Raw genomic sequence first — 14,133 nt, 5'->3', positions numbered from 1 at the left:
ACCCGCAAAGACATCATCCGCTGCCTCAAACGCTTCATCGCCCGCGAGGTCTACCACGCCCTCAAAGCCGACCTCCAACAGCTTGACAAGCTATAGGACCGTCGCTCGCAAGCTCGCTCCTCAGGGGCCAGGAAGGGGCTCGCTACTCAGGGCGGCGCGCTCGCAAGCTCGCTCCTCAGGGACCGGAGACTCAGACCTTCGCCGGCTCCGGCTCCCACAGGTCCGGGTCGACCTGATTCTCCAGCGGGATCTCCCGGATCGCGGTGCCCTCGACGTCGACGTTGGGCAGGATCTTGTCCAGCCACTTCGGCAACTTCCAGGCGGTGTCGCCGAGGAGGGTGATCACCGCCGGCACCACGATCATCCGGATGATGAAGGCGTCGAAGAACACCGCGGCGGCCAGCGCGAAGCCCATCATCTTCGCGATCGTGTCCGGGGCGAGCATGAATGCTGCGAACACCGAGATCATGATGACCGCGGCCGAGGCGACCACCCGGGCACCGTGCTGGTAGCCGATGATCACCGAGTCCTTGGCCGACTCGCCGTGCACGTATTCTTCGCGCATTCGCGTCACCAGGAACACCTGATAGTCCATCGCGAGACCGAACACCACACCGACCAGGAAGATCGGCAGGAACGAGATGATCGGCTTCGGGTTGTCGATCAGCCCGAAGTCGCCCTGCTGGAAGATCGCCACCGTCGCGCCGAAGGTGGCGCACACCGAGAACAGGAAGCCCAGGGTCGCGGTCAGCGGGACCAGGATCGACCGGAACACGATCGTCAGGATGATGAATGCCAGACCCACGACGACCACCAGGAACGGGATCAGAGCCGAGCTGAGCTTGTCCGAGATGTCGGCCATGATCGCCGTCTGACCACCGACGTTGACGGTGGCGCCGTCGGGGTTCGTGGCGGCGAAGTCGCGGATCTGCACCATCAGGTCGTGGGTGGCCGGGCCGCTCGGCGACTGTTCGGGCGTGACCGAGATCAGCGCGGCGGTGGCACCGGACTGCGGGTTGGCCGGGTCCGGACCGTTGCCGATCCAGGTGAGCTGACCGGCGTTGGCGACGTTGTCGAGCGTCGCGACATGCTCGACGACGTCGGTCGCCGCAGCCGCGACGTCGCCGCCGTCGGCCTCGCTGACCGTCACCAGCAGTGGACCGTTGATGCCCTCACCGAAGCCGCGCTGCAGCAGCTGGGTGGCCGCGTACTCGCTGTCGGTGGTGGACTCCATGCCCAGTTCCATCTTGGTCATCGGAATCGCCGCGATCACCAGCAGGATGAGGCCGATGGCCGCCACCGGGAGCGGATAGCGGGTGATGAAGCGGGCCGTCCGCAGGCCGTTCGAGGGCTGCGAGTCGGGTTCGTCGCCGTGGCGGATGCCAGGAATGCGGGGGGTGAAGGCGATGCGGCCGAACGCGCCCAGCAGCGCCGGGATCAACGTGATCGCACCGAGAACCGCGACGAACACCGCGAACGCCGCCGCCACACCCATCTGGGTGATGAACGGGATGCCGACGACGGCGAGCGCCGCGACCGCGACCATCACCGTCAGGCCCGCGAACACGACAGCCGACCCGGCGGTGCCGACGGCTCTGCCGGCCGACGCCTCCCGGTTGCCGTCGAGGTTCAGCTCCGAGCGGTACCGCGACACGATGAACAGCGCGTAGTCGATGGAGACCGCGATGCCGAGCATCGTGATGATCGTGGTCGCGCTCTGCTGGACGTTGATGATCTCGGCGCTCAACGTGACCAGAAGCATCGTGATGCCGACGCCGAGTATGCCGGTGATGATCGGGATGAACGCGGCGATCAGGGCGCCGAACGCGACGATCATGATGATGAACGCGACGGCGAAACCGAGCAGTTCGGACGTGCCGCCCGGTTCGAAGACCTGCATCAATGACCCGGTGCCCTCGACCTGGAGCCCGTCGCCGCGGAACTCGGCGAGCATCTCCTTGAACTGCTCCATCTCTTCGGGAGTCAGGTCCTGTATTGGGATGTCCTGGCGGATCTGGATCAGCCCGACGCGGCCGTCGTCGCCGAGGACCGCCGACGCCATCGCCGGGTTCGCCTGTGCCGCCGTGACGGGGTTGACGATGGTCTGCGGGTCGATCACCTCGGGTAGCGTGCGTGCCTCGGCAACCAGGGCGTCGATCTGCTGCATGTGGTTGGCCAGGCCGTCGTCGGCGGCGACCAGAATGCTCGTCGACGCTTCCATCTGCTGCTCGTTGATCGCGGGGAAGTTCTCCTGCATCACCGACATCGCGCGATCCGAGTCTGTGCCAGGCAGTTCGAAGTCGGTGGCGAACTTCGGCTGTACCGCGCCGACGACGGCGCCGAGTGCGATCAGCACGGCCAGCCAGGAGCTGATCACCCACCACTTGTGCCGGAACGTGAAACGACCCAGTCGGTACAAATACAACGCCACGGCGGACCTCCCCTTGGTGTTCCGCCCAGGGTAGTCGCGGGAGGAGACAGTGCGATGTGACCGCAAGCACACGCCGGTTCCTATGATGACCTCGTATTCGACGTGACGAGTCAGGAGGTCCGACGTGTCGGATGACCAGAGCGTGTCGCCAGGTGCCGGGCGGGCGCGGCAGAACGAGATCTATACGCAGGGAATCCACGGGCGCACCCCGCGGGTGCCGACCGACCACGCCGAACTCGAACGTCAGGCCCGCCGGGCGATGTCGAAGCGGGCGTGGGCCTACATCGCCGGGGGCGCGGGCGAAGGTGCGACGATGTCGGCCAATCGCGCCGCTCTCGATCGGTGGGCCATCGTCCCGCGGGTGCTGCGGGATGTGTCGTCGCGGTCGCTGGAGATCGAACTGTTCGGCCGGACCCTGCCGGCGCCCGTGCTGTTCTCACCTGTGGGCGCCGGGGCACTCGCGGCGCGTGACGCGGATGTGCACATCGGGCACGCGGCCGCCGAACTCGGCGTGCCCTACATCTTCTCCAACCAGGGCAGCGCGCCGATGGAACGTGTGGCCGCGGAGATGGACCGGGTGGCCTCGGGTGCACCACGCTGGTTTCAGCTCTATTGGTCCACCGACGACGACCTCGTCGACAGCCTCCTCGCCCGGGCGGAGAAGATGGGCGCCGACGCCGTCGCCGTCACCCTCGACACGACGATGCTCGGCTGGCGCCCGCAGGATCTGAACCTCGGGTCGTTGCCGTTCGCGCGGGGCGAGGGCATCGACCAGTACACCTCGGATCCGCGGTTCATCGAGATCGTCGCCGAGCGGGTGCGCTCTGCCGCGGCCGAGCGGCCCGAGATCACGTTGGGTGCGATCAAGACGTTGTTCTCGATCGCGCGCAACGCGCCGGGGAAGATGCTGGACAACCTGCGGGCGCCGGAGCCGCGTGCCGCGGTGCAGACCTTCCTCGACATCTACTCACGGCCGTCGCTGAACTGGGACGACGTCGCCGGTCTGCGGGATCGCACGTCGTTGCCGATCGTTCTCAAGGGAGTGCTGCATCCCGACGATGCGCGCAAGGCCGTCGACGTCGGTGTCGACGGGATCATCGTGTCCAACCACGGCGGTCGTCAGGTGGACGGCGCGATCGGTTCGATCGACGCCCTCGACGCCATCGCCCCGGCTGTCGACGGGCAGATCAAGGTGCTCGTGGACTCGGGCATCCACACCGGGGCGGACGTGTTCAAGGCTCTCGCGCTCGGCGCAGACGCCGCGTGTATCGGCCGCCCACACATGTACGGGCTGGCGCTGGCCGGGGCCGACGGCGCCCGTGACGTCGTTGCCAACATCATCGCCGAGCTCGACCTCACGCTCGGGCTGAGCGGTCACACGTCGGTTGGTGACGTGAACCGGGATGCGGTGCAGCGGGTTTCGTAGCGCTGTCGGGTGCGGTGGTCTCGATACGCTTCCTCGCTTCGCTCGGAGGCTACTCGACCGGCGGGGGGCTGGCGGCTACTCGACCGGCGGGGGTGAATCTTCAACCGCCGGTTGAGTAGTCCGAGCCGCTAGGCGAGGACGTATCGAAACCTCCGCCGCCCCTCAGACCAGCGGACGCCCGGTCCGGATGCGCCAGCGGACGTCCCACAGCAGGAAGTTGAACGGGAACTCGCGCAACACCTTCGGCAGTCGATCACTGACCGCCTTGGCAACCTTGTTGTGTGCGTTGAAGACTCGACGCTGCCATGGCTTGAACTCGAGGCCCATCTTCTCCCGGAAGTTCTCCGGCAGAAAACCGATGGTCAGGAGTTCGAACCACCAGCCGACCATCAGGCTGAACCAGCGCGGCATGAACTCGGCGCGCACGATCGACATGAGGTGTTCGCGGATGACCGGGTCGATCTCGAAGGTCTCGACCGTCTCGTTCCAGTACGTCTCGAAGTCGGCGCGCGTCGCCGGCCACATCTCCCGGGGCACCTGCAGCGTGGTGCCCAGCACCGCGCCGTTCTGGTAGGCCTCCTCGGTGATGTCCGCCGGATCGCCGTAGAAGTGCTGCATGTCCTCCCACCCCTTGTAGAGGCAGGCCGCCACCCAGAGCTGCAGTTTCGGGTCGAAGGCGTTGTACTTCACCGGGCTGTCCTCGGTGGACCGAACCTTGGCGTGCGCCTGACCGACGGCCTTGCGGTAAAGCCGGCGGTCCTTCGGCGAGCCCATCACCGCGACCGCCAGGTAGGCGAGCGTGGTGCGGGTGCGCTTGATCGGATGCTTGAACAGGTTGCCGCTGTCGACGCGGCTCTCGTAGACGCCGTAGCCGACGGCCGGCATCGCGAGCTGCATGATGACGTTCGCGGGACCGGCGAGAGCGGAGATGCCCTTCATCTCGTTCTGCCGCGTCGGCAACGCGTCCAGTTCACCGCGCGTCATACGTGCTCGCGGCGGGATGTACTCGGTGTCGGGCTCGACCGCTGCGAACTCGGCCGGCAGATCTGTGACATCGTCGATGATCGGATCGGCACTCATCATGGACCCCCTGTTTCGGTGCTCTTCCCCCAGCCGCATCTGAGTACGACCGTTTTCTCTTTCATTCAACGTTGTCAAGGTTGCCTGTGTCAAGCGACCGGAATGTCACTATGGACGGGTGGCGAGCACACCAGGTGAGACCTCGTTGACCAGAACCGCCGACGTGTCCGGCGGCGAGAATCTGCGGGCCTACGGCGGCGAGGACGGCGGCATCCGTGTCGCTCGCCGGCGGGCCACCCTCATCGATGCCGCGCTGGAACTGCTGGGGGCCTCCGACGGTGGGTCCATCACGGTCCGGGGCGTCTGTCGCGAGGCAGGTCTCACGACGCGCTACTTCTACGAGAGCTTCGACTCCATCGAGGCCCTGGTCGGCTCGACGTTCGACGAGGTCATCGGCGAGATCTCCGACCTCGGTCTGGCCGCCTTCGACGCCGGCGGTGATGTGGAGGCCAAGGTCCGCGGTGCGGTCGGCGCCATCGTCGCGGTGATCGACGACGACCGCCGCAAGGGTCGGCTGCTGTTCTCCCAGGCGCTGCTGAGCCCCACCATCGCGCAGAAGCGCATGGAGTCCACGGAGATCTTCGCCGCTCTCACGCTGCAATCGGCGTCCGGGGTCATCTCGGTCAAGTCCCGACAGCGAGGAATGGCGGCGGCACACTTCCAGGTCGGCGGTCTGGCGCGCGTGCTCGCCGCCTGGCTGGAGGGGCATCTGGACCTGGACCGTGACAATGTCGTGGATGTGAGCGTCGGCTTGATGATGGCGCTGGCCGACGGTGTGGCGCGTTTCGAGTAGTGCCGGATGCGGGCCACCGGGGCGGCTACGACTATGTTGGAGGCCATGACTAGCGGGACCGGCGACACCGATGTGCGTCCGGAGTCCCTCGGTCAGTGGCGCGACTACGGCGAGGTCGAACTGCCCGTGCCGCTGGCCGCGGCGCTCGCGGCCTTCGCCGAGCAGGGCTATCACGGGACGTCGGTGCGAGAGATCGCGGCGCGGGCGAATCTGTCCGTGCCGGGGCTCTATCACCATTACCCGTCCAAGCAGTCGCTGCTGCAGGGCCTGCTCGAGCGCACGATGAGCGACCTGCTCCATCGCTCGGAGGTGGCCATCGCGGAGGCCGGTGATCGCCCCGTCGACCAGTTCGACGCCGTGGTGGAGTCCCTGTTGCGGTTCCACATGTACCGACGGGAACAGGCGTTTGTCGGATCGACCGAGATCCGCAGCCTCGACGATGGCTACAAGTCGACCTATATCGGCCACCGCGACCGTCAGCAGCGCATGGTCGACGAGATCGTGTTCGCCGGAGTCGAGGCGGGCGATTTCGCGACCCGATACCCCAAAGATGCCTCGCGAGCCGTGGCGACCATGTGTGTCGGGGTGTCGACGTGGTTCAAACTCGACGGCGAATTGGATGCCGACGAGCTCATCTCGCGGAACCTCGAGCTTGCCCGCGCGCTGGTCGGGTATCGCGCGACCGGCGATCTGGCCTGATCGCCCCTCGTGCCGCGCGGCCCGGGTTGACCCCCGCCGTCGTAGCTGGCATTGTGACTCTCGCCGAACGATCGCTCGGTCGGTGAACCCGATGAGGAGATGCAATGTCCGTTGACCTGCGCTATGACCCCAGCGTGACCGAGGTCGTCGAGAAGACGACCCAGTTCGTGCGGGACTACGTTCTGCCCCTGGAGAACGAGCACGGTGGAGACATCAACGCGGCGGGCGGCGATGACCTCCGGCGGGAGATGAACGCCAAAGCGAAGGCAGAGGGCATCTTCGCGCCACACGCGCCGGTCGAGTTCGGCGGACTCGGGCTCGACATGTCCGATCGCGTCCCCGTGTTCGCCGCCGCGGGCTACTCCACGTTCGGGCCGGTGGCCCTGCACATCGGCGCGCCGGACGAAGGCAACGTCCACATGCTCGCGCACATCGCCAGCGACGAGCAGAAGCACAAGTATCTCGCCCCTCTCGCCGCCGGCGACCTGCGTTCGGCGTTTGCGATGACCGAGCCGTCGCCGGGTGCCGGATCTGACCCGAATGCGTTGCGTACCAACGCGGTCAAGGTCGACGGTGGATGGAAGATCAACGGCGAGAAGCGGTTCATCACCGGCGCGGAGGGCGCGGGATTCTTCATCATCATGGCCCGTACCGCCGGCTCGCCGGGTGACCGCGGTGGGGCCACCATGTTCCTCGCTCCCGCGGACACCGCGGGGATCTCGGTGGACCGCCACATCGTGACCACCGATCGGTCGATGATCGGCGGCCACTGCGAGGTGAGTTTCACCGACGTGTTCGTCCCCGACGAGGACATTCTCGGCGAGGTCGACGAAGGCTACCGATACGCGCAGGTCCGACTCGGCCCGGCGCGGATGACCCACGTGATGCGGTGGTTCGGTTCCGCCCAGCGTTGCCACGACGTCGCCGTCGACTATGTGTCGAAACGGGAAGGCTTCGGCGGCAAGCTCGGTGACCTCGGCATGATCCAGCAGATGGTCGCCGACAACGAGATCGACCTCGCGGCCAGCATGGCGTTGCTGGTCAAGGCATGCCACGAACTCGACGCCGGCAGCCACGCGTCGAACGAGACGTCCATCGCGAAAACCTTTGCTGCCGAGGCATACACCCGAATCGCGGACCGCAGCATGCAGATGTGCGGTGGGCTCGGCGTGTCCGAGGATCTGCCGATCGCGCGGCTCCAGCAGGAGCTGCGGCCGTTCCGGATCTACGACGGACCGTCCGAGGTGCACCGCTGGGCCATCGCGCGCCGTGCCATCGGCCGGGCGAAGAAGGCGGCGCAAGCGGTGGCCGCCCGATGAGCGAGCACCCAGCGCTGAACTCCGTTCAGCTGCGCGACTTCCTGGTGCGCGAAGGCGTTCCGGTGTCCGGTGAGCTGCGCGTCGAGCTGATCAGCGGCGGCAAGTCGAACCTCACCTTCAGTGTCCGCGACGATGTCTCACGTTGGGTGGTGCGGCGACCTCCGACCAGCGGACTCACGCCGTCGGCGCACGACATGAACCGCGAATGGGCGGTGACGAGCGCTCTGCAATCGACCGATGTGCCGGTGGCGCGCACGGTCGCCATCGATTCCGACGGCGCGGTGTTCGGCGCGCCGTTCACCGTCGTGGAGTTCGTCGACGGTCTGATCATCCGCACCGCAGAGGATCTCACCGCTCTGTCCGATGACCAGATCGAACGCAACGTGGACGGACTCGTGGACACCCTGGCCCGCCTGCACTCGGTGGACTATCGGTCCGTGGGACTCGGTGAGTTCGGTCGACCCGACGGATTCGCCGCCCGCCAGGTGAAGCTGTGGGCGCGGCAGTGGGGGCATGTGAAGACCCGCGAGCTCGACGATGTCGAGCGTCTGGTCGCCGAGTTGAGTGAGCGGATTCCGACCGAGGCAGGTACGACCATCGTCCACGGCGACTATCGAGTCGACAACACCATCCTGTCCACCGACGACCCGGGAGTCGTTCGCGCCGTGGTGGATTGGGAGATGTCCACGCTGGGCGACCCGCTGACCGACGTGGCGCTGATGTGTGTCTACCGACGCAAGCCCTTCGACCGGGTCGTCGGATTCGAGGCCGCCTGGACCAGCGACCGGTACCCGTCGGGTGACGACCTCGCGCAACGGTACGCGACCCGCACCGGCGGCGACCTAGGTGACTGGGATTTCTATCTGGCGCTGGCGAATCTGAAGCTGGGTGTCATCGCCGAGGGCATCACCCATCGGGCCCGCGCCGGCGCGGCTTCCGACGGAGCCGAGCGGGCGGCCGAGGCGACCGGCGAGTTCATCGCCGCCGGGTTGAACACTCTGAGGGGGAAACATCATGTCTGACAACAAGGTTGCGCTGGTCACCGGCGCATCACGCGGTATCGGGGCGGCCATCGCCGAGCGGCTGGCGGCGGATGGTTGGGATCTGACGATCAGCTCGCGCGGGCGGGAGGCCCTGGAGCAGCGGGCCGGTGAACTCACCGAACGCGGTGCCGGTCGCGTCGAGGTGATACCGGCCGACATGACCGACGCCGACGCGGTCGAGGCGCTGGCAGCCGCCCATCGGGAGGCGTTCGGACGGTGTGACGCACTGGTGATCAACGCCGGCATGGGACAGAAGGGCAAGGTCGCCGACCTTCCGGTGCGCAGGTTCGACCGTCTCTATCAGGTGAACGTCCGTGCGCCGTACATCCTGCTGCAGTCACTGATCCCGGTGCTGCGCACCACCGCCGAAGCGAACGGCGCGGCGAAGGTCATCGCGGTCGCATCGATCACCGGCGTCTATCCGGAACCGGAGCTGTCGGCCTATGGTGCCACGAAGGCCGCTCTGATCTCGTTGTGCGAGACCTTCAATCTGGAGGAGTCGGTCAACGGCGTCAGTGCCACGACCATCGCGCCCGGCTACGTCGACACCGACATGTCCGACTGGCTCAAGGATCAGATCCCGGGCGACGAGATGATCACCGTCGGCGACGTCGCGACCATCGCGCATTCGGTGACGCAGCTGTCGCGGTATGCGGTGCTGCCCAACGTGATCCTGACCCGTCCGGGGGAGAACCTGCATCGGGCGTAACGGGGAGAGTCTTCTGCTGGTCGAGTAGGAACCGAGCGCAGCGAGGCTCCGTAACGAGACCTCTCTCAGGCAATCTTGCGAGGGTCTCGATACGTGAATCCGGCTCCTTCGTCGCCGGGTTCACTACTCGACCAGCGAAAAAATCATCGACCGGCGGAATCATTGGTCGCCGGGTTCACTACTCGACCAGCGGAGAACCTTCTGCTGGTCGAGTAGGAACCGAGCGCAGCGAGGCTCCGTATCGAGACCGACGCTCACCGGAACGTCGCCAACCCGCCCTCTCGATCGGCGAGGTGCGCATGCTCGTTGAACGACACCGCCGAGACACCGCTGCGTCCGACGATGAGTTTGGACACCGAGGCGTTGACCATCGTCCGCGACATCGCGGGCCACGCCACCGGCGGCACGTCCCATAGCTGGGCGAGCCACTGGGTGATCGTCCCCGCCGAGGAGACGACGAGGACGGTCTGACCCGACCCGGCGAGTGCGGTCGCGCGCTCGGCGGCGGCGCGGACACGTTTGGCGAAGTCGGCGAAAGTCTCACCCGTGCCATGCTCGGTGGCGCCGGTGATCCATTCGGCGAGTCCCTCGTCGAGCCGGCGCTGATAGCTGCGCCCGTCGCGATATTCCTCGGCGCTCGCCGTGCCCACGAGCGCGGGCAGTGCGTACTCGTTCCAATCCGGGTCCACCTCGGGAGTGGGTGCATCGGGGAACTGGGCGAGGACGCCCGCGAGGGTCTGGGACTGCCGCGGCAGGTCGCCGCTGACCGCCGCGGTCACCCGGTCGGTGAGGCCGGCCAGCAGGGCCCCGGTGAGTCGGGCCTGCATCTGTCCGGCGTCGGTCAGACCGCCTGGTCCGTTGACCGGTGGTTCGTCGGCGCCGTAGACGCCGTACGCGTTGGGATCGGCCTGCCCGTGCCGCACCAGATAGATGACGCCCATGGCCACCACCTTATGGCGTGCCGGCCGCGTGCGATGAGTTCGGGCCGCCGCCTCGGTCTGCCCCTGTGGGGAATCCCGCGATCGAGGAGTGTGTCCGCTTTGTCGACGATGTTGTTCGTCAACCTGCCGGTGGCCGACGTGATGCGCTCGCGTGCCTTCTTCACCAGTCTGGGCTTCCGCTTCGACGCCTTGTTCTGCGATCAGGGCACAGTGTGTTTCGAGGTCAACGACGGTTGTCGGGTGGTTCTGCACGGCGCACAGCGGTTCGCCGGATACACCGCCGGAAGCATCGCGGACCCACGCAACGGGGGACGGGAGACATTGGTCGCGCTCTCCGCACCGTCGCGCGACGAGGTGGACCGGCGCGCGGACGCCGCATTGGCCAACGGGGGGACGTACCTACGCGACGCCGAGGACCTCGGGTTCATGTATTGCCGTAGCTTCTGCGACCCCGACGGACATGCCTGGGAAGTGATGTGGATGGACCCGTCGCAGATCCCGCAGGACTCGGAGGTGTGAGGCTCCTCGACGGCCGACGTCAGTGATAGGGGGTCGGGGCGGTTCGCGCCGGTGCGTCGTAGGGCGTGGGAGGTAGACCGAACCGGGCGAAGTCCTCCTCCATCGTCTGGCTGAAGAACGCGACCGCATAGTCGACGGAGCCATCCGCGCCGAGCTCGAGTACGTGAAGCTGGAACGGGCGGTGCACCCCGTCCGGTTCGATCATGTACAGGCCGAACGCGGGCTGCCCGTTCGCCACCGTCGGCAGCAGGATCTGATCGCCCGGCTTCTCGGCCGGACAGTTGCGTCGGATGAGCTCGCCGATCGCCTCGGCGCCTTGATACCAACCGGTGAACGGCGGCATCTCCCAGATCGACTTGTCGGTGAAGAGGTCGACGATGGCGTCGATGTCGTAGCGTTCGAACGCCGAGACGTACCTGGCCAGCAACTCACGCTTGCCGTCGTCGTCGAGTTCGGTCGGCGACTCGTCGCGCCCCGGGGTGTTCTTGAGTTGCTCTCGTGCACGCTGCAGCAGGCTGTTCACGGTCGCGGTGCTGACGCCGATCGTGTCCGCGACCTCGGCGGCCTTCCATTGGAGGACGTCGCGCAGGATCAACACGGCACGTTGTCGCTCGGGAAGGTGCTGCAGCGCGGCGATGAACGCGAGGCGAATCGACTCGCGTGCCCCCACCACATAGGCGGGGTCGGCGTCGTCGCCGGGAGCGATCTCGTCCACCGTCCCGGCGAACGGCTCGAGCCAGGGCACTTCGTGGTCTTGCAGGAGGTCGTCGGTCGGATCGAACGCATCTCCACCGAGGCCCGAGGGCATCGGCCGGCGCTGCCGGCTCTGCAGCGCGGTCAGGCAGGTGTTGGTCGCGATCTTGTGCAGCCACGTCCGCACCGACGCCCGACGATCGAACTTCGCATACCCACGCCACGCCCGGACGAAGGTCTCCTGCAGGAGATCCTCGGCGTCGTGATGTGACCCCATCATCCGATAGCAATGCGCGAGGATCTCACGCCGATAGGGCTCGAACACGTCGACGAAGTCGGCGTCGGAGGCGGTGCCGGTGGTCGCTGTGGACATGTGACAAAGATTACTGGACTGCACCGACAAGGTCAGCCCTGCGAACTCGGCGGAATCCGGGTGGAACCGATCGTCGTCCCGGTGCGTCCAAGCCGTGTCGAGCCGATGCGCGGATGTGGACGCGCGCGGTTCGAGGGTGCCGTCGGCCGGCGGTTGTGAGGGGGATCGCCGGCCGGGCGGACCCGGGGATCGCCGGGGCGGGGTGTTCGCCTGTTGAAATCAGTGTGCGTGTAATCGGCGGGTCGGCCGCGCACGGAACTATTGTCGCCGGTGAGCGGCGTTGTCGCCGGTCAGCGAAGGCTGCCTGGCCGCCTGCGACCGGTTGCCCGCCCAAATGCGGCGTTGCTAGCTTGATCGACATGGACAAGCGTCAGCCGCACATCCCGGAGGTCACCTACGTGATCACCGCGCTGGGTTGTCGGCTGCCGTTCGCCCGCCTCCTGTGTTGTCGCCGAATGCGCTGATCGCAGCATTCGCCCCGGGCGTGATCGCCCGACTCCCCGCTCCATCCCGGATACCGGCGTGCATCAGCGCGTATGCGTCCAGGATGTGGCACATTCGATGAGGACACACAGATGACCGCAACGCTCGACCACCCATCCCGCACGTTCACCGCCGCCCCCACTCAGCGGCGCGCCGCCGACACCCGATCGGGGGGCGGTTCGGGACCGGCCCGGACGTCGCCGTCGCGTACGGACCGCGTTCGGAAGGGGGGTCCCGACATTCACATCGCGACCCCGCAACTGCAGCTGTCCTCGAAGCCCGCCGCACTCGTGCTCCGGTCTGCGAGACTCGCCGGGCCGGTGTTCCGTGACGAAGTCGCCGAGCAGACCGGGCTCAGCGTCTCCACGGTGAACCGCCAGGTCGGAGCTTTGCTCAAGGCAGGTCTGATCCGTGAACGCGCCGATCTGGCACCGGCTGGCGCGATCGGCCGGCCGCGACTGCCGTTCGAACTCAACGTCACCGACCTGCTCACCCTCGGCATCCACATCGGCTACAAGGTCACGTCGATCACCGCTCACGACCTGCTCCACCGGGTCGTCGGCGCGATCCAGATCGAGACGCCGTCGGGTGGGAGCCCGGAGGCGACCCTGACCGCGATCGGGGAGAGTGCCACACGCTTCCTGACCCGCTGGCCGGGGCGTCGGGTGTTGTGGGCCGGCGTCGCGCTCGGCGGGCGGGTGGCGCCCGGCGGGCTCGTCGACCACCCTCGGCTCGGCTGGAGTGCCGCGCCGGTCGGTCGGGTGATCGCCCAGACCGTGGGGCTGCCGGTCTCGGTCGCCTCGCACGTCGAGGCGATGGCCGCCGCGGAACTCGTCATCAACCCGGAGCAGAAGAAGTCGAGCTTCCTGTACTTCTATGCCCGGGAAATGGTGGGCACGGCGTTCTGCGTCGATGGGATGGTCCACACACCTGCGGCGGGGCCGCCGGTCATCGGGCATTTCCCGACCGGGCCGACGACTCTGCTCGACCCGGAGAACACCGGCCGTCTGGAGCCGACCGCCAGCGACACCGGTGTGGTGGCCGCGGCGCAGGCGCTCGGCCTCCAGGTCGACGACATCGAAGGCGTCCACGCTCGAGCACGCTCAGGCGACGCCACCGCTCGAGCGTTGTTGGAGGAGCGGGCGGAGGTGCTCGGACGGACCGTCGCGCTCATCGCCGACATCTTCAACCCCGACCACATCGTCCTCGGCGGTCAGGCGTTCACGGACTTCCCGGCCACCCTGCCGACCGTGGCCAAGGCGCTGAAGGCGACGTCGGTGGTGCCCAATCGCGATGTGCGCGTGTCCCATTCCGGTTCGACGGTGCAGCAACAAGCCGCGGGCGCGGTCTCGCTCGACGCTATCTACGTCGATCCGCTGGAGGCGCTCGCGGTCACCGCGTGAGCGTGCTTCTGCGCCCTTCGTGACCCTTCGTGACAGTGAGGATGATGGTGGGTAGTCGAGGAGGCTGTTGGGTCTGGCCTTCTTCGTGACTGATCGCTCCGGGTGGGTGTGTCCTTCACCAGTGACCTGTCGGCCCGGGGAGCCTGCTCGGCTGCTGTGAGAACCAGAGATGTGGCCTTGAAAGGCCGGGGCGGGTGTGACCTGATAAGGACCGTGTCCAA

At 67.1% G+C, this 14,133-nt stretch carries 12 protein-coding genes; 8 read left to right on the top strand and 4 right to left on the bottom strand.

Annotation, left to right across the window (positions count from 1 at the left end):
• Positions 1 to 190 precede the first annotated feature (190 nt).
• On the bottom strand, positions 191 to 2,431 hold the full coding sequence (locus V1Y59_RS23495; RefSeq protein WP_330507456.1) for an MMPL family transporter: 2,241 nt from the start codon (positions 2,429 to 2,431) through the stop codon (positions 191 to 193).
• Positions 2,432 to 2,573: 142 nt separating this feature from the next.
• On the opposite strand from V1Y59_RS23495, the gene V1Y59_RS23490 reads away from it, so the two are divergent.
• Positions 2,574 to 3,857, top strand: coding sequence for an alpha-hydroxy-acid oxidizing protein (locus V1Y59_RS23490; protein ID WP_330507458.1), 1,284 nt, complete (start codon positions 2,574 to 2,576; stop codon positions 3,855 to 3,857).
• Between the two features lie 162 nt (positions 3,858 to 4,019).
• Here V1Y59_RS23490 and V1Y59_RS23485 read toward each other — a convergent pair whose 3' ends face one another.
• A complete protein-coding gene (locus V1Y59_RS23485) occupies positions 4,020 to 4,940 on the bottom strand; it encodes an oxygenase MpaB family protein (protein WP_431309286.1) in 921 nt (306 codons plus the stop codon).
• A gap of 115 nt (positions 4,941 to 5,055) precedes the next feature.
• Between V1Y59_RS23485 and V1Y59_RS23480 the strand changes: the two genes are divergently transcribed.
• The 5 genes from V1Y59_RS23480 (at position 5,056) to V1Y59_RS23460 (ending at position 9,500) form a co-directional block, all read left to right on the top strand.
• Positions 5,056 to 5,730: a TetR/AcrR family transcriptional regulator gene (locus tag V1Y59_RS23480; RefSeq protein WP_330507455.1), complete on the top strand. Its 675-nt coding sequence runs from the start codon at positions 5,056 to 5,058 to the stop codon at positions 5,728 to 5,730.
• 45 nt (positions 5,731 to 5,775) lie between these two features.
• Entirely contained in the window at positions 5,776 to 6,429 is a 654-nt protein-coding gene (locus V1Y59_RS23475) for a TetR/AcrR family transcriptional regulator (protein ID WP_488803378.1), read from the top strand.
• A 104-nt stretch (positions 6,430 to 6,533) separates the two neighbouring features.
• A complete protein-coding gene (locus V1Y59_RS23470) occupies positions 6,534 to 7,748 on the top strand; it encodes an acyl-CoA dehydrogenase family protein (protein ID WP_330507453.1) in 1,215 nt (404 codons plus the stop codon).
• Entirely contained in the window at positions 7,745 to 8,770 is a 1,026-nt protein-coding gene (locus tag V1Y59_RS23465) for a phosphotransferase family protein (protein WP_330507452.1), read from the top strand. Before V1Y59_RS23470 ends, V1Y59_RS23465 begins: the two co-directional genes overlap by 4 nt.
• Complete coding sequence (locus V1Y59_RS23460) at positions 8,763 to 9,500, top strand: SDR family NAD(P)-dependent oxidoreductase (RefSeq protein ID WP_330507451.1); 738 nt, start codon at positions 8,763 to 8,765, stop codon at positions 9,498 to 9,500. Before V1Y59_RS23465 ends, V1Y59_RS23460 begins: the two co-directional genes overlap by 8 nt.
• A 254-nt stretch (positions 9,501 to 9,754) precedes the next feature.
• On the opposite strand, the gene V1Y59_RS23455 is transcribed toward V1Y59_RS23460, so the two are convergent.
• A complete protein-coding gene (locus tag V1Y59_RS23455; protein ID WP_330507450.1) occupies positions 9,755 to 10,441 on the bottom strand; it encodes a histidine phosphatase family protein in 687 nt (228 codons plus the stop codon).
• Between the two features lie 99 nt (positions 10,442 to 10,540).
• On the opposite strand from V1Y59_RS23455, the gene V1Y59_RS23450 reads away from it, so the two are divergent.
• Positions 10,541 to 10,960: a VOC family protein gene (locus V1Y59_RS23450; protein ID WP_330507449.1), complete on the top strand. Its 420-nt coding sequence runs from the start codon at positions 10,541 to 10,543 to the stop codon at positions 10,958 to 10,960.
• A gap of 19 nt (positions 10,961 to 10,979) precedes the next feature.
• Here V1Y59_RS23450 and V1Y59_RS23445 read toward each other — a convergent pair whose 3' ends face one another.
• Positions 10,980 to 12,026, bottom strand: a complete 1,047-nt coding sequence (locus V1Y59_RS23445) for a sigma-70 family RNA polymerase sigma factor (protein WP_330507448.1) — start codon at positions 12,024 to 12,026, stop codon at positions 10,980 to 10,982.
• Between the two features lie 575 nt (positions 12,027 to 12,601).
• Here V1Y59_RS23445 and V1Y59_RS23440 point away from each other — a divergent pair.
• A complete protein-coding gene (locus tag V1Y59_RS23440) occupies positions 12,602 to 13,912 on the top strand; it encodes an ROK family protein (RefSeq protein ID WP_330507447.1) in 1,311 nt (436 codons plus the stop codon).
• Positions 13,913 to 14,133: the final 221 nt, after the last annotated feature.

Origin of the sequence: Gordonia prachuapensis, assembly GCF_036350515.1 — a bacterium.
In the GTDB taxonomy this organism is placed as follows: Bacteria; Actinomycetota; Actinomycetes; order Mycobacteriales; family Mycobacteriaceae; genus Gordonia; species Gordonia prachuapensis.
Note: the sequence above shows the minus strand (reverse complement) of the source record. Positions and strands in the feature narration are given on the sequence as shown.

What these genes read in the sequence shown, in the direction of transcription:
- V1Y59_RS23485 (WP_431309286.1), bottom strand. Translation starts at nt 4,940, where the DNA reads ATGATGAGTGCCGATCCGATCATCGACGATGTCACAGATCTGCCGGCC.
- V1Y59_RS23475 (WP_488803378.1), top strand. Translation starts at nt 5,776, where the DNA reads ATGACTAGCGGGACCGGCGACACCGATGTGCGTCCGGAGTCCCTCGGT.
- V1Y59_RS23470 (WP_330507453.1), top strand. Translation starts at nt 6,534, where the DNA reads ATGTCCGTTGACCTGCGCTATGACCCCAGCGTGACCGAGGTCGTCGAG.
- V1Y59_RS23465 (WP_330507452.1), top strand. Translation starts at nt 7,745, where the DNA reads ATGAGCGAGCACCCAGCGCTGAACTCCGTTCAGCTGCGCGACTTCCTG.
- V1Y59_RS23460 (WP_330507451.1), top strand. Translation starts at nt 8,763, where the DNA reads ATGTCTGACAACAAGGTTGCGCTGGTCACCGGCGCATCACGCGGTATC.
- V1Y59_RS23440 (WP_330507447.1), top strand. Translation starts at nt 12,602, where the DNA reads ATGACCGCAACGCTCGACCACCCATCCCGCACGTTCACCGCCGCCCCC.
- V1Y59_RS23445 (WP_330507448.1), bottom strand. Translation starts at nt 12,026, where the DNA reads ATGTCCACAGCGACCACCGGCACCGCCTCCGACGCCGACTTCGTCGAC.
- V1Y59_RS23455 (WP_330507450.1), bottom strand. Translation starts at nt 10,441, where the DNA reads ATGGGCGTCATCTATCTGGTGCGGCACGGGCAGGCCGATCCCAACGCG.